Source organism: Pseudofrankia coriaricola, from assembly GCF_032027725.1.
Classification (GTDB): domain Bacteria; phylum Actinomycetota; class Actinomycetes; order Frankiales; family Frankiaceae; genus Pseudofrankia.
Window position 1 is genome coordinate 118,717 of the sequence record NZ_JASNFO010000044.1, and the last position, 26,293, is coordinate 145,009.

Here is a 26,293-nt window from a genome sequence, read left to right on the forward strand (position 1 = left end):
GTCAGTCGGTGCCCTTCTCCTGGGCCCGCCAGCGCAGCGCGTCGCCCAGCGCCTCGGCCTCGGCGGCGTCCATCGACCGGACGAAGTGCAGCAGCGCCATCCCGCGGTTGTCGGTGCCGGACAGCACCTCGTTCAGCTGCCGGGCGGTGTACTCGCTGCGCGTGAGCGTCGTGGCGTAGACGTACCCGCGGCCGACCCGCTCCCGGGTGAGCCAGCCCTTCTGGAAGAGCCGGTCCATCACCGTCATGACCGTGGTGTAGGCGATGGGACGAGCCTGCTGCAGCTCCTCCAGGATGTCGCGCACGGTGGCCGGTTCCACGCGTGCCCACATCCGGTCCATCACCTCGGCCTCGAGGTCGCCGAACAGCTCCATTCCGCCTCCATCACCCGCCCGCCCATGCGGAGTGCGCCGTCGCGCATCTCCGGACGTTGCGATGGTGTCACGGCTCGGCGGCCATCTACCGGGCAGATCGGCGGCTATCAGGGAACACATTCGACGAAACCACTGAGGCACGTCGGACCGACGCGGTCGGCCGGCCTGGCGGTTCTGGGCGGTTTGCTACTGCCGCTGGCCCGCGGCCACGGCCCCGACGAGGAAGACCACCGCCGCGGCCGGGTAGCCGGCGACCAGGTCGACCAGCCCCGACGGCTGGCCGCCGAACGTCTCCAGGTGCGCCAGCCAGTGAACCAGCGCGACGACCACGCCGACCGCCATCAGCACCTGGCCGGTCCGGATGATCCGCCGCTTGCGCTGGTAGCGGGCCCGCCGTTCGGCCGCCTTCCGCTCCTGGGCCGTCAGTCCCGACGCGGGCGTGTCGGCCCGCGTCGGCGCGGCGGGCTCGCCGTCACGACGTGACCTCTTGGGCATGTCAGGAACCGTCCGAAAGTAGGCAGCCGTCAAAGACAATCAACTACATAAGATAGTACTATCCGATGTCGTTGACGTCGATCGCCGCCGCCTTGTGATCCGCCGCGCCCGGCGACTCGCCGACGAGGAGTCCGCGCAGGACGAGGTCGATCACCGCCGTGCGTGCACGCTGGGCCGGCCACCGGTGGCTGGCGCGCAGGTGCACGTATCCCCAGCCGGCTGTGTTGAACAGCACGGTGGCGGTCACGGTCGGCGGGACGTCGCGCAGCGAGCCGTCGAGGGCGCCGTCACGGAGCAGTCGCTCGAACGGCCCGGCGAACGTGTCGATGGTAAGGGTGCCCGGGCCGGGCTCGTGGAACACCTCGCCCCGCGCGAGGAACAGCCCGGCCAGCAGCTCCAGGTGGGCGTCGGCGGCGGCACACAGCCCGTCAAGTGCGGCGCGCAGCCGCTCGGCGGCGGTGCCTGGTCCGGTGATGGCCGGCCACACCGCGGCGCGGAACTCCTCGGCGGCCCGCGCCGTCAGGGCATCGACCAGCGCGTCACGGGTCACACCTCGGCGGTGCAGGGTCGCCCGGGAAAGGCCGGCCTGCGTCGCGACCCGTTCGAGCGTGACGTCGGCCAGCCCCCACCGACTGATCGCGGCGGCGGTCGCGTCCACCAGCGCGGGCTCGATAGTCGCCCCTTGACGTCTGTTCACATCCTGAATCATATTTGCGACATGGACGTCGCAGTTTCGCGACATCAGCGTCTCACCACGGCGGGGCCGTCCGGCGTGCTCCCACTGGTGGCGCTGGTAGGCACGGCGGCACTGTTCGCCACCTACTGGGATGACGCCTGGCACACCGACATCGGGCGCGACAGCGCGACGATCCCGCCGCATCTGCTGCTGTACGGCTCGGTGGCGGTGGTGGGCGTGGGTGTCGTCGCCTGGGGCGTGGCCGCGCTGCGCGCGACCCGCTCGGTGGGTGTGGTGCTACGCCACCGGCCGCTGCTGCTCGCCGGGCTCGGCGGGACGCTGACGCTCACCTCCGCGCCGATCGACGCCGCCTGGCATTCGGCCTTCGGGCGGGACTCCGTGTTGTGGAGCCCACCGCACATGCTTGGTGTGTTCGGCACACTCGCTCTTGTCACCGGCGTCCTCCTCGGCTCCGGGCACGGCCGTGGCACAGGCTGGGCGCTCTCGGCCGCCGGCGCGCTCGTCCTTGGCTGCACCGCTGTGCCGGTCCTGGAATTCGAGACCGACGTCCCGCAGTTCGACGAGGTCCTGTACCTGCCCGTGCTGATCGCGGGGACGCTGGTCGCCGTGGCCGTGATCAGGGCCGCGGTGCCGGGGCCACTGCCGGTGGCGCGCGCCGTCGTCGGCTACGTGGTGGTCCGGCTTGCGGTCACGGCCGGGCTCGTCGCCCTCGGCCGCAGTAGCCCGGACCTCCCGGTCGCGGTTCTCGGACTCGCGCTGGTCGAGCTGCCTTTCCGCCTGACCGCGACACGGCTCGCCGCCGGCGCGGCCGGCGTCGCCGCGACGAGCTGGCTCGCCGCGGCAACCGGCCTGACCAGTGTCCCGGCGAGGGCGGTAGCCACGACCGCTGTCCCCGTCATCGTGGTCTTCGCTCTCTCCCTGCTCGCGACGGCACGCGCTCCTCGGCGTCCCGGCCCCGCCCTCCTGGTCCTTCCGATCGCGGTGATGCTGGTGGCCACGTGGGCGAGACCCGCGTCAGCGCACGACCCAGGCCAAGGGCGACCCATCGCCCCGGTGACGCTTACCGCCATCTCCGACGGGCAGGGCACGCTCGCCGCGACCGTCTCCGCCGCGACGCCCGCTGCGGGCACCGCCAACTCGTCCGCTCCCACCGCGCACGCGTGCACGCGGCTCGTTCCCCGGCGGCTGGTGGCACGCCGCGCCGGGGAAACCGTGACCGGCGTGTTGCGCGCGACGGACGGCTGCGCCTTCTCGGGCCGACTGCGGGTGGCACCCACCGGCCGTTGGTTCGTCTACGCCGAGTTCCACGACGCGTCGCGCGCCGACGTCGAGGCCTGGGTGCCGCTCGATGCCAGCCGGCCAGGGTCTGTCACCGAGCGCCGTGAGCTGTACGTGCCGTCCGGCGGCAACGCGAACGACGCCGCCGCCGAGCAGATCGCCGTCGGCGCCGCGCTCTATGCGCTGGGGCTTGCCCTGCTCGGGTTTCTCCTGACCCAGGTCCGTCGCGTCGCCCGAACCCTGGCCGTCCCGGCACCGGCCACCGCGACGGAGAAAGATCACCGGTCGACCTGATTCTCGCTGGCGCGGACGCCCGCCTTGCCTGCCAGGGCCGCGGGTCGTCCCGGCTGTCGACTGCGGGGGTTCGTGGTCCGAGCAGTTCCGATGGCCGCAACCGGTGCCATCCACCCCACGCGACCTACTATGACGTGTAGTTGTTAGGCTGTGCCCGCTATCGCCGTCGGACCGAACGCCGAGTCCTGCCCCCGGTCCGGCGATCCCCTCCGACGCAGCCGGGGCAGGAGCGGGGGAACCACGTTCCACCGGGCGCCGCATCCCTCCAGCGGTGCCCTTGGGGTGAAGCCGGGCGTGATGGACACGGCCGGCCGGGCTCCCAGCCCGAACCCGACAGCTCACCTCGCAGGCGTCTGGGGAAGGTTTCACGTGCAGGCACGCGAACCACAAACGTCCGAACCAAGTCCCCCCACGGCCCGGCGCGGTCGTCACCGCGCGCGCGCCCGCTCGGGGACGCTGCTGGCTCGGACCTCGAGCCGCGCCACCGCCGCGGTGATCACCACGGGCACCGTGGCCGTGTCCGGGGTAGCGCTGGCTGGCTCCCTCGGCCCCGGCGCGACGGACACGGACACCGGAGCGCACCGGATCGCCGCGAACTCCCTGGGCGCGGCCTTGGGCACCGCGACGACTCCCTCCGCGGCCTCCACCTCCGGGTCGGCTCTGCCGGTCTCTTTCCATGTGCGCACGGCGGTCTCGCTGACGCCGGCCGTCCCGGACGTCACGGTGAACGCCGACGAGCCGGTCGAGGTCGGCTTCCGGTTCACCACCCGGAGCGGCGGCGCCCTCGCGGACCAGGACATCCTCGTCCAGGCGCTGTTCCCGAACGGCTGGACGACGTTCAAAGCACTGCGCACGGACGCGGGCGGCTACGCCAGCTACACGGCGCGGGTCCTGACGACCACCCAGATCAGGGCGACGTTCGCGGGCGGCCCGGAGCTGGACGCGGCGACCTCCGATGCCGCGGTCGTCCGGGTCCGCCCGGCGCCGCCCGCGACCGCCGCCCCGGTCGCCGCCCCCGGGGCCCCGGGGGGGGCCCGGCGCCGCCCCCCCCCCCGCCGCCCGGGTCGCGGCCGGGGGGCCCGCGGGCGAGACCGTCGCCGACGCGCCCACCGGCGCGACGACGATCGGGGAGAAGGCGGTGTACCTGGCATCACTACAGGCCGGCAAGCCGTATGTGTACGGAGCGGAGGGCCCGTACAACTTCGACTGCTCGGGGTTGATCCAGTACGTCTACAAGCAGCTCGGCATCACGCTGCCCCGTACAACCGATCAGCAGTTCGCGGCGACGACTCGGATTTCACGTGGCTCCGAACAGCCAGGGGATCTGATCTTCTTCGGCGAGCCGGGGTCGATCTACCACGAGGGCATCTACGCGGGCGACGGAAAGATCTGGGTCGCCCCGAAGAGCGGCGACGTGGTCAAACTCGAGACCATCTGGACCTCGTCCTACTACGTCGGCCGGGTGCGGTAGCCCCAGACGGGTGCCCGCGGCCGGTTCACCGTCCGGCCCGCGGGCACCCGCGGCGGCATCCGAGCGAGGACCCGTCGGTGATCGGTCCCTACGATGCGGTCATCCGGCCTCGTGCCCGGCCTCCTGCGCTTGGTGACCTGCGGCCGCGTCGTCGACGAGTGGCCGCTGGGCGCGGCCGAGGATGTGGGCGGTTGGCGGAAGGAACCGCAAGGGCCGGAAGGCGAACCGGTCGATCTCCTCGACGACGAAGCCGGCGGCGCGGATGGCCTCGGCCGTCCGGCGGTTCGGGTGGCAGCCACCGCCGCCCTTCGCCCACAGCGGCGTGATGAGATCTTCGGCCAGCCCTCCCAGTCGATGCTCGGACCGCACGTGTTCGTAGAACCGCAGCTGCCCACCCGGCCGAAGCACCCGGCGGACCTCGGCCAGCGCACTGGCCGGGTCGGGAACCGAGCAGAGCACCAGCGAGACCACCACGGCGTCGAACTCTCCGTCGCACCCAGGAAGCGCATCCGCCTGGCCGGCGATCACGCGCACCGGCACGGGCGCGTCCACCGCGGCCTGGCTGGCGAGTCCGCGCAGCCGGTCTTCGGGCTCGACCGCCACCACCTCGCGCACCTCCGGCGGGTAGTGGGCGAAGTTCGGCCCGTGGCCGGCCCCGAGCTCCAGCACCCGGCCTGCGAGTCCGGCGAGCAGACGGGCCCGGTGGGCGGCCGAGCCACGCCGGTCGGACTCGGCACTCATCCGTGGGTAGGACCGGGCGAACCGGGGATGCTGCAGGGCCGACAGATCGTTTCTCACCATTCACACCGCTCCCGCCGCGTCGTCCTTATTTCCCAGCCTGAGCCGCGCCGCGTCCGGACACCAGGCCACCAATCAGCCTGCTTGCCGACCAGGAAGAGGAGGCGGCGGTGCAGGTCGCGGAGTGGACCGCGACACAGCCTGGCCGGAGCCGCCGAGTGGTGCTGTCAATGACAGGTGCGTCCTCGCGCTACTTAGAACGGGCGGTACCCGCTTCTACCGGCGGGAGGCGTGGTCGCCACGGGCGGGTGCCCGCGCCGCGGACGCGCCGTCATCGCGCCGGCCTACGGCGGCGTCGGCATCCGTGACGTCAGTCCTGGTGAAGATCCGGCCGGCGCTCGCGCGACCATCGGCGTCAGGGCCGGTGCCCTCGGCGCCGCCGGTGCCCGTGTCGCCGTGACGGCGCCGTGGCAGGAACCCCGGAGTAGACGCGGCATAGGCCGCCCAGCGTTCGCCGAACCGCGCGGCCACCTCCCCTTCCTCGCTACGGGCCAGCCGAACGTAGACGGCGACCAGGATCGGGAACATGACCAGTGTGGGGATGGTCGGCCACTGCAGCAGGAAGCCGACCATGACGAGAAGGAGACCGTCGTACTGGGGATGTCGGACCCGGGCGTAGGGGCCGGTCGTGACGCTGACGGGCGGCGGCGAGGTCTTCTACGAGGCCGCGGCCCTGCTCGCCGCGTTCGTGCTGCTCGGCCACTGGTTCGAGATGCGCGCCCGCGGCGGCGCGAACGACGCGATTCGAGCCTTGCTCGAGCTCGCGCCCGAGCAGGCGCTCGTCGTACGTGACGGCGAGCCGGTCGCGGTGCCCACCGCCGAGGTCGTCGTCGGGGACCTGCTGCTGGTCCGCCCCGGTGCCAAGATCGCCGTCGACGGGGTGGTGGAGGCCGGCGAGTCGGACGTCGACGAGTCGATGGTGACCGGCGAGAGCCTGCCCGTGCACAAGGCGCCCGGCTCGGAGGTCATCGGGGCGACCGTCAACACCAACGGCACGCTGCGGGTCCGCGCGACCAAGGTGGGCGCCGACACGGCGCTGGCGCAGATCGTCGCGCTCGTCCAGGAGGCGCAGAACAGTAAGGCCCCCGGGCAGCGGCTGGCCGACCGCGCCGCGTTCTGGCTGGTGCTGGTCGCTCTGCTCGGCGGGCTGGGCACGTTGCTGGTCTGGCTGTTCGCGACCGGTCGACCGGCCCGCGAGGCGATTCTGTTCGCGATCACGGTCGTGGTCATCACCTGCCCGGACGCGCTCGGGCTCGCGACCCCGACCGCGATCATGGTGGGTACCGGTCTCGGGGCGCGGCGCGGCATCCTGTTCAAGAACGCCACCGCGGTCGAGTCCGCGGCCCGCATCGACACTGTGGTTCTGGACAAGACCGGCACCTTGACCAAGGGAGAGCCCGAGGTCACCGACGTCGTCGCCGCGGCCGGCGTCGCCGAGGATGACCTGCTGCGGCTCGCTGCGGCGGTGGAGCGCGAGTCCGAGCACCCCCTCGCCGCCGCGGTCGTCCGGTATGCCGATGCCCGCGGCCTGCCATCCGCGCCAGCAAGCGGATTCGTCAACGTGCCCGGGCACGGCGCCGTCGCCACGGTGGACGGTCACCGGGTCGCGGTCGGGAACCTGCGGCTGATGGCGCGGGAGGGCGTCGAGGCTGGCGAGCTGGGCGAACGCCGGGACAGGCTCGCCGCGGGTGGCCGGACCGCGGTGCTGGTCGCGGTGGACGGGAGGGCAGCCGGCGTTGTGGCGCTCGCGGACGCGCCCCGGCCGACCGCGGCCCAGGCGGTGCGCGCGCTGCAGGACGCCGGCGTCCAGGTTGTCATGCTCACCGGCGACAACGAGGCGACGGCGCGGCGGATCGCCGAACAGCTCGGCATCGACACCGTTATCGCCGAGGTGCTCCCCGGTGACAAGGCCGCCAAGGTCGCCGAGCTGCGTCAGGCCGGACGGCGGGTGGCGATGGTCGGCGACGGCGTCAACGACGCCCCGGCACTGGCGGGCGCCGACCTGGGCATCGCGATCGGCGCCGGCACCGACGTGGCGATCGAGACCGCCGATGTGGTCCTGATGCGCTCTGATCCACTCGACGTGCCGGCCGCGCTGCTCATCGGCCGCGGCACGCTGCGCAAGATGCGCCAGAACCTCGGCTGGGCTGTCGGCTACAACGCCATCGCCCTGCCGATCGCCGCCGGCGTCTTCGAGCCTGCCACCGGGCTCACCCTACGGCCGGAGATCGCCGCCCTGGCCATGTCCGGCTCCAGCTTCCTCGTCGCCGTCAACGCCGTCCTTCTCAAGCGTCTGCGACTACCCCGCACGGTCGCCGTGCCTGGGCCGGCGACAGCGGTCTCCACCGTCACAGCCGAAGGCCCACCGGTTCTCCCGGCGAGGTAGGTCCTTCGACAGCGATTGCCCACCGGTCGGTGAGATACGTTTTCGGTTCTTTTCGCCGGTGAATCGCGCTGTCGATACCGCAGACGGTGGCAATGGGAATCATGCCGCGCCGGTCGCGCCTGGGTGGTGGGATCCGGTCGGCGGAGCCCACCACCCAGACCAGTCGTCAGATCTTCTGGAGAAGCGTCTGCATGGTGGTGATCTCGGCGGTCTGGTTGGTCACGATCGCCCCGGCCAGCTGCTGGGCCGGGCCGTAGCGGCCGTCGCGCTGCTCGGTGGTCGCCATGGCGATCGCGCCCCGGTGGTGTTGGATCATCATGGTGAGGAACATCCGGTCAAAGTCGCGGCCGGAGGCGTTCTCCAGCATCGACATGTCCTCGTCGCTCATCATCCCGCCCGTCGAGGCACTGGGCGTGGCCATCGGCATCGACGACATGTCGCCGTGATCCATATCCATCCCGCCGCTGGCGCTGGGCGCAGCCGTTGGCTCACCCCAGCTGGTCAGCCAGCCGGTCATCGTCGTGATCTCCGGGGCCTGGGCCTCGCGGATCTTCTGGGCCAGTGCCTTCACGTCAGGCGAGGACGCCCGGGTGGGGGCGAGGTCCGCCATCTCGATGGCCTGCTGGTGATGCGGAATCATGCCCTGTGCGAACGCAACGTCCGCGGCGTTGTGATCTTCACTGGCGGTCATGCCCATCGAGCTCATGGAACCGCCGGAGCTGGCGCCGGCACCGGTCGAGGTGCCGCCGCACGCGGCGAGCACGACGACGGCCAGCACGGCACCGAGCAGCATGACGAGTCGCTTCATGAAATCCCTCGCAGGAGGTCGTCTGGATGTCCGTTCTCGGACGGGGACGCGTCATCGCCCGCGCATCCATGCCAGACAGGGGTCCGCCGCCCGACGTCATCCGCCGGACGCGCGGCGCGCGCCGTGTGACAGGCACAGGCACGAACGCCATGTGACGGGCAGGCAGCCAAGCCTGCTACGCGACCCACGATGTGGATCGCGGGCCGCGGCACGCCACGGATGGCCTTCAGCGCGAGCGTGGGCGTCGATTTACAGACGAAGCACACACAGGGCGGACAGTAACGGCCCAGTCGGCCGTGAGAGGTATCGGAGCCGGCCCCGACCGGCCGCGAGCGGTCCCGGCTGCGCCTCACCGCCGCGTACACCGACGAACAGCAACACCAGCAGCAGACCGGCGAACAGCACCACGGAGCGCAGCACCGCCAGGCACAGCTCACCCGTATGACCGTCATGGCCGGGAATGGCTGTCAGCGTCATGGCCGCGCCGGCCAGGCCCACATCGTGGTCAGCATGCTGGGTCGGGGCGGGATCCGGTGCCATCGAGACCAACAGCGCCGGCGCGGGCGGGGCCATGCCCACCTCGCCGCTGGCCGGCGCCATGCCGGCCCGGGACTCCATCATGATGCCAGCGCCGAGGTGAGTGCCCAGCCCGCCGTGCATCAGCAGGATCCCCAGCAGCACCGCGCCGACCAGCACCAGGCTGCGTACCCCGACACGGGGGACAGCCAGGAGACTGGCCGTGCGACGAGCTGGGCTGGTCACCGCCTCATCCTTCCAGATCCACACGGCGGCCACTGACGCGTCACGTGCGCAACAGCGATGTGCTGTTCTCGTCCGGGATGTCGGTCACAGAGATCTACAGCACGCGGCCGACCCAGTACGTAGACGTGTAGATCGGCTCCAGCTTCACGACGTCACCGGTCTGCGGTGCCGCCCACATATAGCCGTTGCCTGCGTAGATGGCCATGTGAGTGATGTTGTCGGGAGTGCCGAAAAACAGCAGATCTCCGGGCTGCTTGGCCGACTGCGGCACCCGCAGCGTCGCCTCGAACTGCTGCTGCGCGGTCCGGGGCAGGTAGCGGCCGAGCTGCTTGTAGACGTACTGGGAGAACCCGGAGCAGTCGAACGCGTACGGGCCCGTCGCACCCCACACATACGGCTTCCCCTTCAGCAGGGACGCCAGGTAGACCGCCTTGGCCCCGATCGTGCTGCCCGGGATGGCGGCCACCCCGGTGGGGCGGTTCGCGGTGGGGCTGGTGACGGTGACCGTGGCGGCGGCGGCCACCGACGGGCGCAGCGTGGCCCCGCCGTCGAAGACCGCCGTGACCGTGGTGGTCGACAGCAGCCGCGCGCTGATCCGCGCCATCCCCTCGTCGTCGGTCCGCAGCGTCGCACTCCTGGACCAGCGTGTTCCGGCGACGACGACGACGTTCACCTCCTCGCCCGCGACCGGCGCTTCCGTCGTCGCGTCGCGGACGTGGATCGTGAACCGAGCCTCCGCGTTCGGGGCGATGGAGGACTTCTCGGCCTCGATCGTCGTGGTGGTGAAGTCGGGGATCGGGTTGGCGAGCGCCGCCGCGAGCGAGCCGGGAGCACGCTCGGCGGCCGGTGCGACATCGGCGCCGGCGCTGGCGCCGAACATCGCCGCCTGGGTGACCGGGGCGCTGCCGACCGGACCGGCGTCGCTACCGGTGGTCGTGACCGTCGCGGCAAAGCTGGCAGTCGAGACCGCAAGGCCGCTGGTTGTCAGGGCCGCGATCGCGGCTACCCGGTTCTGCCGCCGCGTCAGGCGAAGTGCCCAGCCCGCGGGACGTCGGACCGCCTCGGCCGGTGGCCGCCGGGGGCGATGACCATGCTGGGGCCAGGCCTCGCCCGCGGACGAACGGTCACTGTAGGGAGCAGGCAACGCACGTCCTTCCTTAGGTCCGCCATCGAGGCGGCGCGCCGGTCCCCGGTCCGGTCCCGTCTCGTTTCTAGGAGTTCGAGGACGGCGAGCACCGGCGGATCCGCGCGGGCTCGCCTCCCGCTCCCGCCCGGCCGCGATGTCCGAGATGCCGGACTCGAGGCAGGACTGGCGCGGCCCGGCGCTGCTGACCACGTCACCCTAGACCACTAGGATCCGTAGTAGATAGGGGCGGGTCACCTCAAACCGGCCGTTCCCCGCAGATAGGCACTTGGCGTAATTTTCCTTGTGGAAGCGTCGATAGTCGCCCAGCCCGGCACGCGGGCTAGGGAAGCGAGCGGAAGCACTCCTACGATCGATCATCGTTCTTGCGGTCGCGGCGGAAGGCCGAGCACCTACCTGCACGCTCGGCCCGGCCTCTGTGGCCATCGGGTCAGTCGTCGGCTCCGCAAGCGGCCACGTCAGGACGTGGCTACAGATCGCCAGGAGTGACGGCATTGATGAACCGGTGCGGCGATGTGGCCCCGACGGTCCACGATCAGCGCGCTGGGGGCGATGGCGGGCGGCAAGGCCCGAAAGCCCGCCAGACAGGCGGCGGTCGAGTCGTACACGCTGGGATACGGCACGTGGTGATCGCCGATGAACGCCGTCGCCGTGGCCTGCGAGTCGCGGATGTCGATGCCGAGGAAGGCCACCCCGTAGGTGGGTCTGTGTTGTAGACGGCGACCAGCCCCGGGTCTCGGCACGGCACGGCGCGCACCAGGACGCCCAAACGTTGATGACCACAATCTGACCGCGCAGCGCCGCGAGGTCGACTCAGCCGTCCTACACCGCCGGGCCGGACAACGGTGGTGCCAGGGGACGACTCGGCGGCGCCAGCAGACCCGCGCTGGTCCGTGTCCGGGAACGAAGTCCACCGCGCCCGAGGCCCGCTCGGAGCGGTTCGCGCACCCGGCGATCAGGACCAGCGCAAGCGGGGTGACCACGGGGACGAACCAGCGGCACACGGGTCTACTATGCGCTATAGTTGCCAGCATTTCTACGGCCCGTCGAAGCCGGTCGCGGACGGGGACGTGCGACGGGAGGGAACGGTGGACGGATGCTGCTAGCGGCAGGTAGCAGCGTGGGGTCGGTGGTGACCTCGGGGTCTTTGTTGCTCGCGCTTCCGATCGCGGTCGCGGCGGGGGTGGTCTCGTTCGCGTCGCCGTGCTGCCTGCCCCTGGTCCCTGGCTACCTGTCGTATGTGACCGGGGTGAGTGGCGCCGAGGCCCGCCAGCCCCATCAGGCTGAGACTGTCCCCGGCCAGTCCACCCGCGGCGGTGGGCAGGTCACCGCCGCCGCGAACGGGTCCACCAGAGGCGGCCTAGCCGTCGCCGCCGTGCCGGTGGAGGCCGCATCAGCGGCGGTCGTGACCTCGTCGGGGCGGTCGTGGTATCGCAGCCGCATGCTGGCCGGGAGTGTGCTGTTCGTCCTGGGGTTCTCGGCCGTCTTCGTCAGCTACGGCGCCGCGTTCGGCGGCGCGGGCCGACTCCTTGTGATCCACCAGCAGGTGATCAGCCAGGTGCTGGGCGGCCTGACGATCCTGCTTGGACTGATGTTCGCCGGGCCGCTGGAATGGCTGCCGCTGGCGGGCCGCACAGTTCGGGTCCGCTATCGGCCGGCGGCGGGGTTGGCCGGCGCGCCCCTGCTGGGGGTGTTATTCGGCATCGGCTGGACTCCGTGCATCGGCCCGACCCTGGCCGCGGTGCTCACCCTGTCCTTCAACACCGGCACCGCCGGGCGGGGAGCGTTGCTGTCGTTCGCCTACAGCCTGGGCCTCGGACTGCCTTTTGTCGCCGCCGGGGTGGCGTTCGACCGGGCCGTGCGGGTGTTCGCGGCGGTCCGGCGTCATTCGGCTGCCATCATGCGCGTCGGCGGGATCATGCTCGTCGCCGTCGGTGTGCTGCAGGTCAGCGGCCTGTGGACGGGGTTGATAGCCCAGATGCAGGGGCTGATCAGCGGGTTCCAGGCGCCGTTGTAGGCACATCCCGCGACCGCCGGCGGGAGCGCGAGGCGAACGCCCGCGTCCACAGTCCCGCCGGATGAACTACGATGAGCGATCGTAGGTCGCTGCGCGACGCGTCGACGCGCGGGCGGCGGTGGATCAGGGCTGTGATGCCGAGCAGGGGCAGGGCGTGCGAGGACTAGGTGACCTGGAAGCCGTGGTCATGGATCGGCTGTGGTCGGCGCCCGGCCCGCTGACCGTGCGGGCCGTCTACGAACAACTGCGGGAGCAGCGGCAGATCGCCTACACCACGGTCATGACGGTGATGGACAACCTGCACCGCAAGGGCTGGCTGCACCGTGCACTCGCCGGGCGGGCCTACCGGTACGAACCGACCCGCTCCCGGGAGATGCACAGCGCCGAGGTGATGAGTGAAGCGCTCGCGGACAGCGTCGACCGGGCGGCGACGCTGATGCACTTCGTCGAGCAGATGTCGCCCGAGGAAGCCCAGCTGCTACGCGACGTGCTCGCTCGCGCCGGCCGGGCCAGCGGCAGTCTGGACGCCAGCGGTGAGACCTCCGTAGGAGGAGCCGTATGAGAGCCGCCGTCCCGCTGCTCGTCTACGCGACGCTGCTCGCCACCGCCGTCCCCCGGCTGTTGGTCGGTGCCTCCTGGGCCGACCGGGCGCCGCGCCTGGCGATCTGCCTGTGGCAGGCGCTGTCGGTGTCGGTACTGGCCGCGACCGGGCTGGCCGGGCTCGCGCTGGCGGTCCCCACGGCGAAGATCAGCGGCGACATCGCAGAGCTGCTGCGCGCCTGCGTGATGTCGCTGCGCGCGTCGTACGCGACACCAGGCGGGGCCGTGGTCGCCGGCGCAGGGCTGACGCTCACAACGGTCCTGATGCTGAGGGTCGGCTCCTGCGCCGTGGCCGGGCTGGTCCGCGCCGGCCGGGCCCGACGCGCCCATGCCGCCAAGCTGGCCATCCTGGCCCGGCCAGCACCCGGCCTAGACGCCGTCGTGATCCCCCACCCGGCCGCTGCGGCGTACTGCCTGCCGGGCCGTGCCCGGCAGGTCGTGCTCACCACCACCGCGCTGGAGACCCTAAGCGTCGACCAACTGCACGCGGTGCTCGCCCACGAGCGGGCCCATCTGACCGGGCGGCACCACCTCGTTGTCGCCGGCGCGGACGCATTCGCCCGGGCGTTCCCCACCGTGCCGCTGTTCACCGCGGCCCGTGCCGAACTCGCCCGACTGGTCGAGCTGGCCGCCGACGACGCCGCCTCCCGCCAACATGAACGCCTGTCGGTGGCCGCCGCGCTGGTGGCGCTGGCCGGCGGAGGCAGCCCCGACACCGGCCTCGCCGCCGGCGGGCCAACCGCGCTGGGACGGGTCCGCCGCCTGCTGCAGCCCGCCCGCCCCCTCGGCACCGCCCGCACCATGCTCGGAGCCGTGCTGGTCGCCGCCGTGCTGGTCACGCCCGTCGCCGTGGCCGCCGGACCAATACTGGCCGTCACGCACGCCCTCTACTGCCCGCTCACCCTGCCGGTCAGCTGACCGCGGACAGGGCGTCGGCCGGTGACGGACCCCAGCCCGGACGGAACAATCCGCTTCTTGCGCGTCAGCCCGGACGGGATGATCCGTTCGACTACTGGCAGTGGGCGGCCCTGCAGCTGGCGACTCCGGTGGTGTTCTGGGCTGGCTGGCCGTTCCATCGGGCTGCCTGGACCAACCTGCGGCATGGTGCCGCCACCATGGACACGTTGATCTCCCTGGGCACACTGGCCGCCTGGTGCTGGAGCGTCGTCGCGCTGTTCCTGCTGGACGCGGGCATGCCCGGGATGCGGATGGGCTTCCAGGTGGTCCTCGACCGCGACGCCGCGACCGACCACATCTACCTGGAAGCCGCCGGCGTCGTGACCACCCTGATCCTGGCCGGACGATACTTCGAGGCCAGGGCCAAGCGGCGCGCCGGAGCGGCACTGCGAGCCCTACTGGCACTCGGCGCGAAAGACGTCGCGGTGCTCGACGCCGACGGCGCCGAGCACCGGGTCGCGGTCGGCGAGCTGCGCGTAGACGACCGGTTCGTCGTGCGGCCCGGCGAGAAGATCGCGACCGACGGGCTCGTCGAGGAGGGCTCGTCGGCGGTGGACCAGTCACTGCTGACCGGCGAGTCCGTGCCGGTGGAGAAGGCCCGGGCGACGACGTCGTCGGGGCGACCGTCAACGCCGGCGGCCGGCTGGTCGTACGGGCAACCAAGGTCGGCGCCGACACGGCCCTGGCGCAGATCGCCCGGCTTGTCACGGACGCGCAGAGCGGAAAGGCGCCCGTGCAGCGGCTCGCCGACCGGATCAGCGGGATCTTCGTACCGGTCGTACTGGTCCTGGCGGTGGCGGCGCTCGGCGCGTGGCTCGCGGCCGGCGCGAGCGTGGCGTTCGCGTTCTCCGCCGCGGTCGCCGTGTTGATCATCGCCTGCCCGTGCGCGCTGGGTCTGGCTACCCCGACCGCGCTACTGGTCGGCACCGGCCGCGGCGCTCAGCTGGGTCTGCTCATCAAGGGGCCCGAAGTGTTGGAGTCGACCCGACGGGTCGACACGATCGTCCTGGACAAGACCGGGACCGTCACCACCGGTGAGCTGCGCGTCGTGGATGTCGTCCTGACCGACGGGGCCACGCGGGCGGACGTGCTGCGGCTGGCCGGAGCCGTGGAGGACGCCTCGGAACATCCGATCGGCCGGGCGATCGCTCGGGTGGCTCGGGCCGAGGTCGGTTGGCTGCCGGTGCCTGAGTCGTTCGCCAACCGGCAGGGGCTCGGCGTCGAAGGCGTCGTCGACGGCCACGCCATCGCCGTCGGGCGGCCATCCCTGCTGGCCGACTGGGCGATGCCACTGCCGCCCGAGCTGGAACGGGCCCGCCAGCAGGCTGCGCTGGCGGGACAGACCGCGATCGCCGCCGGCGGGGACGGCACCGTCAGGGCACTGTTCGTCCTCGCCGACACGGTCAGGCCAACCAGCAGCGAAGCAGTCGAGGCGCTCAAGACCCTCGGCCTTCGGTCGGTCCTGCTCACCGGCGACAACGCCGCCACCGCCCGCACGGTCGCCGGCCAGCTCGGCATCGACGAGGTCATCGCCGACGTCCTGCCGGCCGACAAGGTGGCCGCCGTCAAGCGGCTGCAAGCCGAGGGCCGGATCGTCGCGATGGTCGGCGACGGTGTCAACGACGCGCCCGCGCTCGCGCAGGCCGACCTGGGCCTGGCCATCGGCACCGGCACCGACGTCGCGATCGAGGCCAGCGACCTGACGCTCGTCTCCGGCGACCCGCGCGGCGCCGCTGACGCCATCCGGCTGTCCCGCCGCACGCTGCGGACCATCAAGGGCAACCTGTTCTGGGCCTTCGCCTACAACGTCGTCCTCATACCGGTGGCGTTCCTCGGCTACCTCAACCCGCTGTTCGCCGGCGCCGCGATGGCCGCCAGCTCCCTGTTCGTCGTCTCCAACTCGCTACGCCTACGCCGCTTCAGTGCGGCGTGGGCGGGGAAGCCCGACCCCGTGGCCCGACCGGCCGCCTCCGGGAGCACCACCGGATCACCGGCGTCCTTGTCCTCATAGTCGACGGCGCCAGTCCGGCGTCCGCGTAGCTCCTGGACCCTCGGTGAGCGAGACGATCAGGCCAGTCGAGATGTCGTGGGCGACGATTCCGGAACCCTGCCAGCTCGGCTGGATCGACGTCGTCCGCCATGGTCTCCATGCCGGCGGGCTCCGTGTCGGGCACCGGTGCCGGCATGGGCAACATGGCCTCGGGCGACGGGCTCGCCGCCGAGGCCAGCGGCCTGCGGTTCGTCCCGGCGGTGACCTCGTTGCCGGCCAACCGGCCCAGCGTGTTCCGGTTCCAGATCCGCGTCGCAGACGGGACGCCGGTGACCTCCTTCCAACCGGACCAGACCAAGCTCATGCACCTCTACCTGGTCCGGTCCGACCTCACCGGCTTCCAGCACGTCCACCCGACCATGGCCAGCGACGGCACCTGGACCGCCGACCTGGCCGGCACGCCAGCCGGCACCTATCGGGTGTACACCTCGTTCATCACCCGCGTCGGCGGCACGAACGCCCCCCTGGTCCTCAGCCAACCAGTCACCGTCCCCGGAACGGCTGCCACCGTCCCGCTACCGGCAGCGGCGACCAGCGCCACAGTCGACGGCTACACCCTCACCGTCTCCGGTGACAAGCCGATGGCCGGGATGACGCACATGCTCACCGTCACCGTGACGAAGGACGGGAATCCGGTCACCGACCTGCAGCCCTACCTCGACACCTAGGCCCACCTGACCGCCATCCACGCCAGCGACCAGGCCTTCGCCCACTTCCACCCGCAGGACAGCGTCAACGGGGACCACGGCGGCCCGGCCCTGTCGTTCGAGGCGAATCTGCCGAAGTCCGGCAGCTGGCGACTGTTCCTGCAGTTCCAGACTGCCGGCAACCTGCACGCCGCCGCGATGACCATCACTGTCGGATAGGACCTCGAGGCCACTACCGGCTCATACCTGGCCAGGCAGCGGGTCCCCGTTCGGCAACGGGCGGGGACCACCATCCGTCAGCCAGCGATGGTCTCGGCCTCGTCAGTGCACGTGCGCCCGCCCGTCACCTGCGCCTTCCGCACGGTACGAGCATGACGACCCACGCGCCGCCGCGCCCTCAGCAGCGACGGTCAGCAATGCTGCCACCCACAAGGGCGGTACCGGTCGGGCCAACGGCAGTGGCCCGAGCGCCGCCGCGGGCCGCGAGGTAGGCGGCCAGCCGCATCTGGCCCGGACCGGTCGCGCAGGTCCCGCAAATAACTGTTCCTCCGCCGGATCCGAGAGAGATCACGCGGAAAAATCATCTGTACGCCATCTCAGCGTACGTGGCCTACGGTGGCAGCGGGCGGCCTACCGATCGTCGTCATCCCGCTCGGCTGGCACTTCTTGGTCGTGATGTCTCGGGTTTCACGGTCACACCTTGTGGTGGAGCGAGGCGGCCGGCACGGTCAAGCCGGTGGACTGAGGTCGCGCAAAGCCCACCGGTGAGCGCAAGAATGATCCACGGTAGCGCGGAGATCCCGATGTTCCTCCCGGCGTCGAGGGCGGCGCCGGTAAGCAGGTTTCCCGCGGCGATTCCTATCCCGGAGAGCGTGTTGTAGAGGCCATAGTAGGTGCCCATCATGCGATCGCCGCCGAGTGTCACGATGGTGGCCATCTCGAACGGATAGACGAGCATGGTTGCCACTGCCAGGAGCGCGGACGCGGTCAGCACGGGCACCATCGCCAGCGCTTGGGCCGGAAGCGACCGGGCGGCCGCTTCCGCCCCGTGCTGGTCGAAGGAAGCGGATAGCACGAGCGGGAGGAATGCCAGGCCCATGAGGATCAGTCCTCTGCTCATCGCCTGGCCGGGGGTCCAGCGGGCTTTCACCCACATGGTGAGCCGAACCTGACCGGCCACGGTGAGCAGGCCAGAAAGGACAAACAGCAGCGTTACCCCGGTCTCGCTGCCGGTCGCGCGTCTGACCTCGATCGGAAGCCCCAGGTAGACCTGGAAGGTCAACACGTACGACCCGATCATCGCCAGAGCGAAAAGCAGGAACGACTGGTTGGCTAGTACGACACGCCAGGACCGGATAATGGACAGTGGCGCCTCGCCGCCGCGGCCGGTGTGAGAAACCTTGCTGTTCGTTTCCCTGTCGCCGGCTGGTTCAGGACCGGCGATGTCCGGGCTTTCGTTTCGGGTCCGCGCTGGCAGCGCCCGAGCTTGCAGGACGGTCAACAACAGAAACACCGCGGCGGCCACGGCGCACACGAGCGTGAAGTCGATCGCCAGCAGAGCGAGCCCGATCAGCGGACCGAGCAGGATCCCGAGCTGGTAGAAGATATTGAACACCGCGAACGCGTCGACCCGGCGTTCGCCCGCCTCTGCTGCCACGTAGGCGCGTACCGCGGGGTTGAACAGAGCTCCAGCGAAGCCCGTCAGGGCGGACGCGATGATCAATACGGGGATGGTCTCGGCGAAGCCGAGGAGCGCGAAACCGGCGGTACGCAGCGCCAGTCCGGCGAGGATCATCGGCTTGTAGCCGAAGCGATCGGCGAGGCTTCCGCCGAGCAGGAACAGTCCTTGCTGGCTGAGGTTGCGGACTCCGAGCACGAATCCGACCAGCCAGGCCGCGAGCCCGAGCGTCACCGATAGGTAGCTCGCCAGGTAAGGCATGAGCATGTAGAAGCCGATGTTGATGCCCAGTTGGTTGATGAGCAGGAGCCGGATCGGCCGGTCGAAGGACCGGATCTGGCTCCAGGTCCCTGTCATCGCTGCGCTGCCCGGCAGCCCACAAGCTCGGGATGCGACAGCGGGTCGACCACCCGGGCGCAGCGGGTCCACCGGCGCACGACCCGGTCGGCTGGATGGTCGAGCACATCGGGGTTCCAGGCGGGCACCACGTCCAACAGCTGGTGCTCGGCGCAGTAGTCATTGTCATAGATACTGTTCCAGTAACGCTGTGGCCCGTCCGGGAAGATCGCGACGATACGAGTGTCGGACGATGTGCCCCGGCTGAGCCAGGATGCCACCAGGGCGACGGCACCCACGCTCCATCCGCCAGTCGCGAACCGTGTGGCAGCCAGTCGCCGGCAGGCCCAGACAGCCTCGCCGGGCGCTACCCAGTGGACTTCACTGAAGGCGTCGTACGCGACGTTGCGCGGGTAGATGCTGCTGCCGAGGCCACGCATCAGCCGGGGTCCAGCGGGCTGCCCAAAGATGGTCGAGGCGATGGTGTCCACGCCGACCAGCCGCAGGTCGGGGAAGGAATCCCGCAGGACGCGGGAGACGCCCGCGCTGTGTCCGCCGGTGCCGACGCTGCACACGAGGACGTCCACACGTCCGATCTGCTCGATCAGCTCCAGCGCGAGTCGCTCGTAGGCGGCCACGTTGTCGGGGTTGTGGTACTGGTCGGGACAGTAGGCGCCGGGATGCTCGTCAAGCAGGGCCTGGACGCGGTCTCGCCGGGCCTGCTGCCATCCGCCAGTGGGGTGTGGCCGCTCGACAATGTCGATCTGCGTGCCGTAGGCGACCAGCAGGCGGTGCAGGATCGGCTCCATGCCGGGGTCGGTCACGAGCGTGACCGGGTGGCCGTACGTGATTCCGGCGAACGCGAGGCCGAGTCCCAGGGTCCCACTGGTCGACTCGATGACGGGCCGGCCGGGAGCGAGCTCGCCGCGTCGTCGAGCGCACGCCACCATGTGCAGGGCGGGTCGGTCCTTGATCCCACCCGGGTTGTGACCTTCGAGCTTGGCCCAGAACCCGCCTGTGCCCCCGAAGCAGACGTCGGGGATCCAGAGCACCGGCGTGTTGCCGACCACGTCGGCAAGGGAACGCGCCGCCGGGGGCGCGCCTGCCGGACGCGTCGGGACGGGTGTGCGGGCAGCGACAGAGGCGTATGTCATCGTGGCGTTCCTTCGAGGCTGATGCCCGTGCGTGCATGGCGTCAGCGGCGACGGTCGGCTGCGGCACCGTACGGAGCCCTACGAGGCACCGTCTATGGGGATGAGCCAGTGCCGGACCGCGCCGCTGCGCGCCCGCCGATCAGACGACGAAGCACGGTGTTGGCGGCTAGGTGATAGAGGAGAAGATTGCTACCCGTCGATCAGTTTCGAAGTACGCATATCCGCATGAAGAGCCCGCGCGTGACCGCGTGAACGCGACCGCTGTGATACGCCGGTCCCGGCCTGACGCCGGTAGCCGCCCACAGGACCGGCACCACGGCCAGCCCCAGCAGCACGACGACCGGAGAGGCTGGAGCCACGGCATCCAATCGTGCCGGGAGGATGAACTGAGAAGGGCAACCGACCACCAGATGGTCTTGGCCGGGCCAGAGCATCGGGGACGGTGGCTGGATCTCCGGGAAGTCCGCGGCGACCGAAGGCTCGCCGGCGTGCGCCTCGGGGGTGACGTCCGGCGTGCTCAAGGCGACCGCGGTGCGAGGGTGGTGGTCTTCTGCCAGCCCGTGGGACTCATGGACGGCGCACAGGATTCCGTGGACCACGATGGCCGCGAGCAGAGCGAGCAGAGCGAGCGCCGCGACTCTGTGCGACCTCGACGTCGTGTTCCCGCAGGCCAGGTCCACACGTCCCACGCTAGCCCACGCTCGACGTTCAAGCGATTACGGAGAGTCGCGAATGGAGTGCTGTCCGGGCCGCTACCGGTCAGGGTTCGTCGGGGTCGGGTAAACGAAGCTCCGGATAATCAGATGTTTGGGGGCAGCGAGCACCTCATGGACGATCTTCCCATCGGGGGCAAGGGTGAGTTCGATCTGGAGGCCCTCGGCGGGGTAGGCCAAGGCCAGCCGGGTCTGCCCGGCGGTGACGCCGAGACGGGTGGTGACTGGGGCTTGGCCAGTGCCATAGGGTTCGCTGTCCAGGAACCGGGTGCCGGACAGGGACAGCACGGACGGGGTGCCCAGGCCGCGGCTGGTGTCGCTGGTGACCCGCTCGTGCAGGCTGAACTGGCCCACCTGCCGCATGGCGGCAACCGCTTGGCGCAGCAGGTCCGGGTCCGGACTTGGCGGCCAGGCCACCGCCAGACTCGCCCTCCCACCGGTCCAGCTGGGCGACCGGCGCGCGCATCGCCGCCGCCGACATCGCCGCCAGCCCCACCGACCGCACCCTGCTGCTCGCCACCACCGAACGGGGCGTCGCCACCAGCACCGACGGCGGGCGGACCTTCGCACCGCCGCGCAGCTCCACCGTGCAGCTGTTTCTCGCCTGGCCGGCGGCCAGCGCCCTCTACGGGCTGGACCTGACCGGCATGCTCAGCGTGAGTGCCGACGCCGGCGCCACCTGGAAGCGGGTCTCCACCATCCCCGGCGGCGGACCGCAGGCGTTCACCGCCGTCGACGAAGGCCACCTGCTCGCCGCCACCAGCGACGGCATCTACGAATCCCGCGACGCCGGTGCCACCTTCACCCGGATCCTCCCACTGGCCGAAGGCTGACAGGCACTACCGCACGCTCAGACGGGGTGGCCCGTCTTCGGAGAACCCGGGACTTCACCCAACACGATCATCTGCTTGTTGGCGGCGCCAGCGAGGAGGTTGATCACATTCCGGCTCGCGGTAACAGCGGCGAATGCACCGATCGTGGCGCACTCCGCCAGCTCCTCCGCTCTTCCGACGGTCCGCGGGCGGCATGCCTGCGGCGTCGAGCCGGCCGCTCCCGGGCCCTTACAGGACGCGGCCGACGTAGTAACGGCTGGTGTAGATCGGCTCGTACTTGACGACATCGCCGCTCCGGGGAGCGGCCCACATGTAGCCGTTGCCGGCGTAGATGCCCATGTGGGTGATGTTGTCGGGGGTGCCGAAGAAGATCAGGTCGCCGGGTTGTTTGGCGGACTGCGGGACGTGGATCGTCGCGTTGTACTGCTGCTGGGCGGTGCGTGGCAGGTAGCGGCCCAGCTGCTTGTAGATGTACTGCGCGAAGCCGGAGCAGTCGAAGGCGTTGGGGCCGGTCGCGCCCCACACGTAGGGCTTGCCGGCCTGCAGGGACGCGAGGTAGACGGCCTTTTCGCCGATGGTGCTGCGGGGGATCGCCGTCGCGATGCCTCCCGGCCCGGAGCCCGGACCTGCCGTGGGGCTGCGGACGACGACGGTGGCGGCCTCCGCCGTCGAGGGGCGCAGCGCGGCGTCTCCGTCGAACACCGCGGTGATCGTGGTCGTGCTCAGCAGGCGGGCGCTGATGCGGGCGTCGCCGTCATCGTCGGTTCGCAGGATGGCGCTTTTCGACCAGCGGGTGCCGGTGACGACGACGATGTTGACCTGCTCACCCGCGACGGGTGCACCGGTCGTCGCCGCCGCGGCGTGGACCGTGAAGGTCACCTGGTCGTTGGGGCTGATCGTCGTCTTGTCGGGCGTGATGGTCAGGGCTGTGAACTGCTGCGTCGGGTTCGCGATCTCCGCTGCCAGTGCCACGCCGTCGGGTGCGTCCTGCGGGGCCGGCTGGTTGCCGAACATCGAGGCGCCGAGTGTGGATGCCTGCATGATCGGGTCGGCGGTGGGCTGGTCGTCGCCGGGGGTGTCGGAGGTGGCCGCGGCGAAGCCCGTCATCGAGGTGGCCAATGTTCCGCTGGCCAGGAGGGCGACGGTGGCTGCCCGACGCCGAGGCTCGGTCATCCGGCGGCGCGTAGACCCCCTGGTCGCCGTGCCCGGTCCCGATTCGGCGTCCAGGTCGTACCTCCTGGGCCACAGTCCGTCAAGCGACCACCGACCGCCGCCCTGAGCAGGCACCGCGTCCCCTCCCTCGCCGCGTCCTCGAACGCGTCCACCGCAGCAACGACGCCAGATAGTAGTACTACTGGTGTGATTGGTAGGAAAGGGTGGGGTGGCAGCGGGTCGGCCGGGCGCCTCGACGCGCAGGGCCTCCACGTCCGGGAGGCGTGCCGCCAATGCGCTCGTACCCGCCACGTCGTACTCGACCGCGGCGAGCGACCCAACACGCGGTAACAGCCCGTTCGTCGTCTGCCCAGTTCGAGATCGAACAGCTACTCCACCGCGACTTCGCCGTCGAACACGTCACCCTCCAGGTCGACCACCACCCCGCCGTGCTCGCCCTACGCCGCCGAACACCACCATCCATCGGCCACGTGCAGTGATCGGGATGTGCGGGCGTGGTCACGTCGATAGCAGAAGGAGCGGTCAGGGTCCGCAGATCGGGCCTGTCGGAGGCGTTCATCTCCGGGTACCCGGTCAGCCAGCGTCGGCATCGAGGTCGGAACCGATCTTTGGCTCAGGCCGCGCGGTGGCCTGAGCCGCCTGGGGATTGCGGGCCACCAGTCGCTCCACGATCCCGCGTTTGTATCGTTCGTGCCGCTCGATCGGGAAGCCGGCCGCCTGTACCTGCACCAGCGGCCGGCGTAGCAGCTACTCGCCACCGATGCGAACGATGATCGCCTCCAGAACGCGCTGGACGGCACGGACTTCCCGGCGGGCGCCGGCGACGTGGTCGAGCAGGAGCAGCCGATCCTGCTGCACCGCCTCACCGGCCTGTCACCCATGCCCTTCCCAGACATCCTCTGTAGGATTTTGGTCCTTAAGATTCGGAACTGGTGCCCAAATAACACCACCAACCCAGCAAGGCCCGGCCGAGCCGGCGAGTAGGCCCGCTCGTCATAGGGATGCAGGCGTCACCACCCCGGGCTAGGTACCACTCGTGCCGCCTTCTGTGGCCTCTCGGCCCCAATGTGGGATCTGTACGTAGTTTTTCAACTACGCACGGTAGTCAATGGTCGGCACCATCTCGCCCGCCTCTACTGTTCTGGGTAGCCGGTGACTCTCGGCGACACCCGTCACGACACCGGCTCGTGGGGCCCGGAACCGACAGCTCGTGGGACCAGGCGTGTCCGTGCTACCTACTACGCATCGTCGTATCCAAATGGACTAGTCTCGTTCACGACGTCACGTCCAACACCGGACCGAACGCCGAATCCTGCCCGCGGTCCCGGTGTCCCCTCCGAGTCGTCACCTCGGGCAGGAGCGGGGGACCCACCTCGCATGACCGGCCAGCGCCCCCTCCGGCGCGGGCCTTGGGGTGAAGCCCATCGCGTGCTTGCTGCGCGAGGGCCGGGCAGCCCAGCCCGAACCCGACAGCTCACCTCGCAGGCGTACGGGAAGGACCACACTTGTCCGCGCCCTCCGTACAGTGGGATACCGACACCCTGCCTGATACCAGCAGGGGTCGTCATCGCGGTCTGACCGCGGTGGCAAAGGTCCGAGGTCGTACCGCGGTCGCCGCGGCTACCACCGGTGCGATCGCGATGTCCGGCATCGCCCTCGCCGGCTGCGCCCCGGCAGCCGACACCTCGGCGGACGCGTTCGGAGATGACGGCTCCGTCACCACCGGCCTCAGCCTCGCCAGCGCCTTCGGCTCCGGGTCGATGGGCGGCTCTGGCACCGACGTCCGCCCGGTGAGCCTCGCGTCCACCCTTGGCGCCGACGGCACCGACACGGCGTCCGACCTGGCCGCGCCGACGCTGACGGCGAAGGCCGACGTCGACCTGTTCATCACGAACCCCGACGTCACCGCCTATGCGGACCAGCCGGTCGAAATCGGCTTCAAGCTGACCAACAAGGACACCAACCAGCCGCTGGCCAACCAGCTGGTCAAGGTCCAGGTCAAGCTACCGACCGGTTTCGCGACCTTCCTGCACCTGCAGACGAACAACGACGGGTACACCTCGTACACCGCGCGGGTGCTGACCACGACACAGATCACCGCGGTCTTCGACGGCACCGACGCACTGCAGTCCGCCACCGCCGACAACGTCGGCACGGTGAACGTCGCGGAGCGGCCGGCCCCCTCGGCGAGCCGGGGCGTCACGGTCAACGCCCCGTCGAACGGCGACCTGGGCGAGAAGGCCGTCTACCTGGCGTCGCTGCAGGCCGGCAAGCCCTACGTCTACGGCGCCAACGGGCCGGACTCGTTCGACTGCTCCAGCCTGGTGCAGTACGTCTACCGGCAGCTCGGCCGCAACCTGCCGAGGACGGCGGAGGCGCAGTACGAGGCCACGGTCCACGTCGACCAGGCGCACAAGGAAGTCGGCGACCTGATCTTCTTCGGCGCGCCGGGCGAGATCTACCACATGGGCATCTACGCCGGCGACGGGAAGATGTGGGCCGCGCCGCACTCCGGCACGGTCGTCCAGCTGCAGACGATCTGGAGCACGAGCTACCTCGTCGGCCGCGTCCTGTAGGAAGGCGCGGCGGGCGAGGAGGGCTTCCTCCTGAGCGTTACGTTCGGCCGGCTTCGGCTGCCCCGCTCAGGCGGACCTGCCCGCGAACCCCTCCCCTGCGGGTTCGCGGACGTGGCCTGGCGGCCCGGCCAGCTCCCGCTGGCGGGACCGCCGCTCACGGAGTTCCCGAAGCCCCGGGGCCCGTTGACGCCCGACAAGACGACGGCATAGCGGTGCTGCTCGCCAGCCGTTCTCGGCGGCGGTGATTTCCGGCCCGGACACAACGTCGGCCGCGCTGGCCCTTCGCCGCCGACCCGTCCCGTTTTTCTCCGAGCACGTTCCAGAACTCTTCATGTAGGTAGCAGCAGGCGCGGCCCTCGCCCCTTAGCCGCGCCATCCACGACGTCCGCCGGTGGCATCGAGGGCTTCCCCTCCCGCCCTCGGATTCCGCCAGCGGACTACCCGCCGTCCGAACCCCTCGGTGGCGGCCCGACCGGCTCGCCCCCACGGCCCCGGGCCGAGAGTGACGCACCGCCCGGCCGTGACCGCCTGCGGCCACATCCACACCCCCGATATGACGGCCGTCGACGAAGGCCACCTGCTCGTCGCCACCAGCGATGGCATCTACGAATCCCGCGACGCTGGTGCCACCTTTGCCCGGATCCTCCCACTGGCCGAAGGCTGACAGGCACTACCGCACGCCTAGACCGGATGGCCGGCTCCCTCCACCGAGCCCGAGCCGAAGACGTCCTGCACTGGCAACACCACCAACGCCCTATCTCCGCAGAGACCCTCCGCAAACGGCTCCACGTCGGCGCCCCCGTCGCCCGCAGACTCGTCACCCAGCTACGCACCGACACCCACACCAAGATCGAACGCGGCGCCTCGCCGCCAGACGGCGAACCCGAGCAAGCCGTCTAACCCGAACTTACTTGATCTAGGACGCACTGCGGGCTCGTGACTTGCGGGTTCGCGGCAGCCATTGATCGTCTTACTGACTACCAACGGTCTTGGAGATAGGCGCGCCGATTAGCTGGAAGACCTTTCTCTGGGTTTCGGTGGCGTTCGTGAGTA

Annotated in this window: 24 protein-coding genes, 3 pseudogenes and 2 riboswitches; of the genes and pseudogenes, 12 read left to right on the forward strand and 15 right to left on the reverse strand. The window is 70.7% G+C overall.

Annotated features, from left to right (window positions below; translation table 11 throughout):
* Nucleotide 1 precedes the first annotated feature (1 nt).
* The 3 genes from QOZ89_RS24120 to QOZ89_RS24130 form a co-directional block, all read right to left on the reverse strand.
* Nucleotides 2-373, reverse strand: coding sequence for a BlaI/MecI/CopY family transcriptional regulator (locus QOZ89_RS24120; protein WP_071047327.1), 372 nt, complete (start codon nucleotides 371-373; stop codon nucleotides 2-4).
* Nucleotides 374-559: 186 nt separating this feature from the next.
* On the reverse strand, nucleotides 560-868 hold the full coding sequence (locus tag QOZ89_RS24125; protein WP_312625405.1) for a hypothetical protein: 309 nt from the start codon (nucleotides 866-868) through the stop codon (nucleotides 560-562).
* A 58-nt stretch (nucleotides 869-926) separates the two neighbouring features.
* Nucleotides 927-1,565: a TetR/AcrR family transcriptional regulator gene (locus QOZ89_RS24130; RefSeq protein WP_198543113.1), complete on the reverse strand. Its 639-nt coding sequence runs from the start codon at nucleotides 1,563-1,565 to the stop codon at nucleotides 927-929.
* Nucleotides 1,566-1,586: 21 nt separating this feature from the next.
* Between QOZ89_RS24130 and QOZ89_RS24135 the strand changes: the two genes are divergently transcribed.
* Nucleotides 1,587-3,137 (forward strand): hypothetical protein, encoded by a 1,551-nt coding sequence (locus QOZ89_RS24135; protein ID WP_198543112.1) that lies wholly within the window; start codon nucleotides 1,587-1,589, stop codon nucleotides 3,135-3,137.
* A 200-nt stretch (nucleotides 3,138-3,337) separates the two neighbouring features.
* A riboswitch (cyclic di-AMP (ydaO/yuaA leader) is annotated at nucleotides 3,338-3,504 on the forward strand.
* 61 nt (nucleotides 3,505-3,565) lie between these two features.
* On the opposite strand, the gene QOZ89_RS24140 is transcribed toward QOZ89_RS24135, so the two are convergent.
* Complete coding sequence (locus QOZ89_RS24140; RefSeq protein WP_312625407.1) at nucleotides 3,566-3,991, reverse strand: hypothetical protein; 426 nt, start codon at nucleotides 3,989-3,991, stop codon at nucleotides 3,566-3,568.
* 284 nt (nucleotides 3,992-4,275) lie between these two features.
* Here QOZ89_RS24140 and QOZ89_RS24145 point away from each other — a divergent pair, with 284 nt between their 5' ends.
* Complete coding sequence (locus tag QOZ89_RS24145; RefSeq protein WP_312625409.1) at nucleotides 4,276-4,608, forward strand: C40 family peptidase; 333 nt, start codon at nucleotides 4,276-4,278, stop codon at nucleotides 4,606-4,608.
* Between the two features lie 99 nt (nucleotides 4,609-4,707).
* Here QOZ89_RS24145 and QOZ89_RS24150 read toward each other — a convergent pair whose 3' ends face one another.
* The gene (locus tag QOZ89_RS24150; RefSeq protein WP_071047325.1) at nucleotides 4,708-5,409 is read right to left on the reverse strand and encodes a class I SAM-dependent methyltransferase; all 702 of its coding nucleotides are present in this window, start codon (nucleotides 5,407-5,409) and stop codon (nucleotides 4,708-4,710) included.
* Nucleotides 5,410-5,622: 213 nt separating this feature from the next.
* On the reverse strand, nucleotides 5,623-5,979 hold the full coding sequence (locus tag QOZ89_RS24155) for a hypothetical protein (RefSeq protein ID WP_312625411.1): 357 nt from the start codon (nucleotides 5,977-5,979) through the stop codon (nucleotides 5,623-5,625).
* Between the two features lie 55 nt (nucleotides 5,980-6,034).
* On the opposite strand from QOZ89_RS24155, the gene QOZ89_RS24160 reads away from it, so the two are divergent.
* Nucleotides 6,035-7,792, forward strand: a complete 1,758-nt coding sequence (locus QOZ89_RS24160) for a copper-translocating P-type ATPase (RefSeq protein ID WP_312625413.1) — start codon at nucleotides 6,035-6,037, stop codon at nucleotides 7,790-7,792.
* A gap of 166 nt (nucleotides 7,793-7,958) precedes the next feature.
* On the opposite strand, the gene QOZ89_RS24165 is transcribed toward QOZ89_RS24160, so the two are convergent.
* The 4 genes from QOZ89_RS24165 to QOZ89_RS24180 form a co-directional block, all read right to left on the reverse strand.
* Nucleotides 7,959-8,600 (reverse strand): DUF305 domain-containing protein, encoded by a 642-nt coding sequence (locus QOZ89_RS24165; protein WP_071047324.1) that lies wholly within the window; start codon nucleotides 8,598-8,600, stop codon nucleotides 7,959-7,961.
* A 249-nt stretch (nucleotides 8,601-8,849) separates the two neighbouring features.
* Nucleotides 8,850-9,362 carry a hypothetical protein gene (locus QOZ89_RS24170; protein WP_131803813.1) on the reverse strand — a complete coding sequence of 171 codons (513 nt, stop codon included), beginning with the start codon at nucleotides 9,360-9,362 and terminating at the stop codon, nucleotides 8,850-8,852.
* A 94-nt stretch (nucleotides 9,363-9,456) separates the two neighbouring features.
* On the reverse strand, nucleotides 9,457-10,506 hold the full coding sequence (locus QOZ89_RS24175; protein ID WP_083418238.1) for a C40 family peptidase: 1,050 nt from the start codon (nucleotides 10,504-10,506) through the stop codon (nucleotides 9,457-9,459).
* Nucleotides 10,507-10,964: 458 nt separating this feature from the next.
* Entirely contained in the window at nucleotides 10,965-11,198 is a 234-nt protein-coding gene (locus QOZ89_RS24180; RefSeq protein WP_071047322.1) for a TlpA family protein disulfide reductase, read from the reverse strand.
* Nucleotides 11,199-11,602: 404 nt separating this feature from the next.
* Between QOZ89_RS24180 and QOZ89_RS24185 the strand changes: the two genes are divergently transcribed.
* From QOZ89_RS24185 to QOZ89_RS24205, 5 genes and pseudogenes are all read left to right on the forward strand, one after another.
* Nucleotides 11,603-12,523, forward strand: a complete 921-nt coding sequence (locus tag QOZ89_RS24185) for a cytochrome c biogenesis CcdA family protein (RefSeq protein WP_312625419.1) — start codon at nucleotides 11,603-11,605, stop codon at nucleotides 12,521-12,523.
* A 154-nt stretch (nucleotides 12,524-12,677) separates the two neighbouring features.
* Nucleotides 12,678-13,085 (forward strand): BlaI/MecI/CopY family transcriptional regulator, encoded by a 408-nt coding sequence (locus QOZ89_RS24190; RefSeq protein ID WP_083418237.1) that lies wholly within the window; start codon nucleotides 12,678-12,680, stop codon nucleotides 13,083-13,085.
* Nucleotides 13,082-14,041, forward strand: coding sequence for a M56 family metallopeptidase (locus QOZ89_RS24195; RefSeq protein WP_312625421.1), 960 nt, complete (start codon nucleotides 13,082-13,084; stop codon nucleotides 14,039-14,041). Before QOZ89_RS24190 ends, QOZ89_RS24195 begins: the two co-directional genes overlap by 4 nt.
* A gap of 86 nt (nucleotides 14,042-14,127) precedes the next feature.
* A pseudogene (locus tag QOZ89_RS24200) lies at nucleotides 14,128-16,091 on the forward strand (copper-translocating P-type ATPase); the annotation flags it as partial.
* Between the two features lie 182 nt (nucleotides 16,092-16,273).
* Nucleotides 16,274-16,996: pseudogene (locus tag QOZ89_RS24205) on the forward strand (DUF8832 domain-containing protein).
* Nucleotides 16,997-17,420: 424 nt separating this feature from the next.
* On the opposite strand, the gene QOZ89_RS24210 reads toward QOZ89_RS24205, so the two are convergent.
* From QOZ89_RS24210 to QOZ89_RS24225, 4 genes are all read right to left on the reverse strand, one after another.
* Nucleotides 17,421-18,812 (reverse strand): MDR family MFS transporter, encoded by a 1,392-nt coding sequence (locus tag QOZ89_RS24210; protein ID WP_312625423.1) that lies wholly within the window; start codon nucleotides 18,810-18,812, stop codon nucleotides 17,421-17,423.
* Nucleotides 18,809-19,945 (reverse strand): PLP-dependent cysteine synthase family protein, encoded by a 1,137-nt coding sequence (locus tag QOZ89_RS24215; protein ID WP_312625425.1) that lies wholly within the window; start codon nucleotides 19,943-19,945, stop codon nucleotides 18,809-18,811. The genes QOZ89_RS24210 and QOZ89_RS24215 overlap by 4 nt, the downstream gene beginning before the upstream one ends.
* A gap of 200 nt (nucleotides 19,946-20,145) precedes the next feature.
* On the reverse strand, nucleotides 20,146-20,634 hold the full coding sequence (locus QOZ89_RS24220; protein WP_312625427.1) for a hypothetical protein: 489 nt from the start codon (nucleotides 20,632-20,634) through the stop codon (nucleotides 20,146-20,148).
* A gap of 63 nt (nucleotides 20,635-20,697) precedes the next feature.
* Entirely contained in the window at nucleotides 20,698-21,021 is a 324-nt protein-coding gene (locus QOZ89_RS24225) for a hypothetical protein (protein WP_071047317.1), read from the reverse strand.
* A 38-nt stretch (nucleotides 21,022-21,059) separates the two neighbouring features.
* On the opposite strand from QOZ89_RS24225, the gene QOZ89_RS24230 reads away from it, so the two are divergent.
* Nucleotides 21,060-21,491, forward strand: a complete 432-nt coding sequence (locus tag QOZ89_RS24230; protein WP_071047316.1) for a WD40/YVTN/BNR-like repeat-containing protein — start codon at nucleotides 21,060-21,062, stop codon at nucleotides 21,489-21,491.
* A 228-nt stretch (nucleotides 21,492-21,719) separates the two neighbouring features.
* Here the strand turns inward: QOZ89_RS24230 and QOZ89_RS24235 are convergent, their stop codons facing one another.
* Complete coding sequence (locus QOZ89_RS24235) at nucleotides 21,720-22,664, reverse strand: C40 family peptidase (protein ID WP_312625430.1); 945 nt, start codon at nucleotides 22,662-22,664, stop codon at nucleotides 21,720-21,722.
* A 1,335-nt stretch (nucleotides 22,665-23,999) separates the two neighbouring features.
* Nucleotides 24,000-24,166, forward strand: a riboswitch (cyclic di-AMP (ydaO/yuaA leader).
* A gap of 81 nt (nucleotides 24,167-24,247) precedes the next feature.
* Between QOZ89_RS24235 and QOZ89_RS24240 the strand changes: the two genes are divergently transcribed.
* The 3 genes and pseudogenes from QOZ89_RS24240 to QOZ89_RS24250 all read left to right on the forward strand — a co-directional run.
* On the forward strand, nucleotides 24,248-25,240 hold the full coding sequence (locus QOZ89_RS24240; RefSeq protein ID WP_312625432.1) for a C40 family peptidase: 993 nt from the start codon (nucleotides 24,248-24,250) through the stop codon (nucleotides 25,238-25,240).
* A 502-nt stretch (nucleotides 25,241-25,742) separates the two neighbouring features.
* Nucleotides 25,743-25,904, forward strand: coding sequence for a hypothetical protein (locus QOZ89_RS24245; protein WP_157910508.1), 162 nt, complete (start codon nucleotides 25,743-25,745; stop codon nucleotides 25,902-25,904).
* A gap of 38 nt (nucleotides 25,905-25,942) precedes the next feature.
* A pseudogene (locus tag QOZ89_RS24250) lies at nucleotides 25,943-26,140 on the forward strand (hypothetical protein); the annotation flags it as partial.
* Between the last annotated feature and the right edge of the window lie 153 nt (nucleotides 26,141-26,293).

What these genes read in the sequence shown, in the direction of transcription:
- QOZ89_RS24120 (WP_071047327.1), bottom strand. Translation starts at nt 373, where the DNA reads ATGGAGCTGTTCGGCGACCTCGAGGCCGAGGTGATGGACCGGATGTGG.
- QOZ89_RS24125 (WP_312625405.1), bottom strand. Translation starts at nt 868, where the DNA reads ATGCCCAAGAGGTCACGTCGTGACGGCGAGCCCGCCGCGCCGACGCGG.
- QOZ89_RS24135 (WP_198543112.1), top strand. Translation starts at nt 1,587, where the DNA reads ATGGACGTCGCAGTTTCGCGACATCAGCGTCTCACCACGGCGGGGCCG.
- QOZ89_RS24150 (WP_071047325.1), bottom strand. Translation starts at nt 5,409, where the DNA reads ATGGTGAGAAACGATCTGTCGGCCCTGCAGCATCCCCGGTTCGCCCGG.
- QOZ89_RS24155 (WP_312625411.1), bottom strand. Translation starts at nt 5,979, where the DNA reads ATGGTCGGCTTCCTGCTGCAGTGGCCGACCATCCCCACACTGGTCATG.
- QOZ89_RS24165 (WP_071047324.1), bottom strand. Translation starts at nt 8,600, where the DNA reads ATGAAGCGACTCGTCATGCTGCTCGGTGCCGTGCTGGCCGTCGTCGTG.
- QOZ89_RS24185 (WP_312625419.1), top strand. Translation starts at nt 11,603, where the DNA reads ATGCTGCTAGCGGCAGGTAGCAGCGTGGGGTCGGTGGTGACCTCGGGG.
- QOZ89_RS24195 (WP_312625421.1), top strand. Translation starts at nt 13,082, where the DNA reads ATGAGAGCCGCCGTCCCGCTGCTCGTCTACGCGACGCTGCTCGCCACC.
- QOZ89_RS24210 (WP_312625423.1), bottom strand. Translation starts at nt 18,812, where the DNA reads ATGACAGGGACCTGGAGCCAGATCCGGTCCTTCGACCGGCCGATCCGG.
- QOZ89_RS24215 (WP_312625425.1), bottom strand. Translation starts at nt 19,945, where the DNA reads ATGACATACGCCTCTGTCGCTGCCCGCACACCCGTCCCGACGCGTCCG.
- QOZ89_RS24225 (WP_071047317.1), bottom strand. Translation starts at nt 21,021, where the DNA reads ATGCGGCAGGTGGGCCAGTTCAGCCTGCACGAGCGGGTCACCAGCGAC.
- QOZ89_RS24235 (WP_312625430.1), bottom strand. Translation starts at nt 22,664, where the DNA reads ATGACCGAGCCTCGGCGTCGGGCAGCCACCGTCGCCCTCCTGGCCAGC.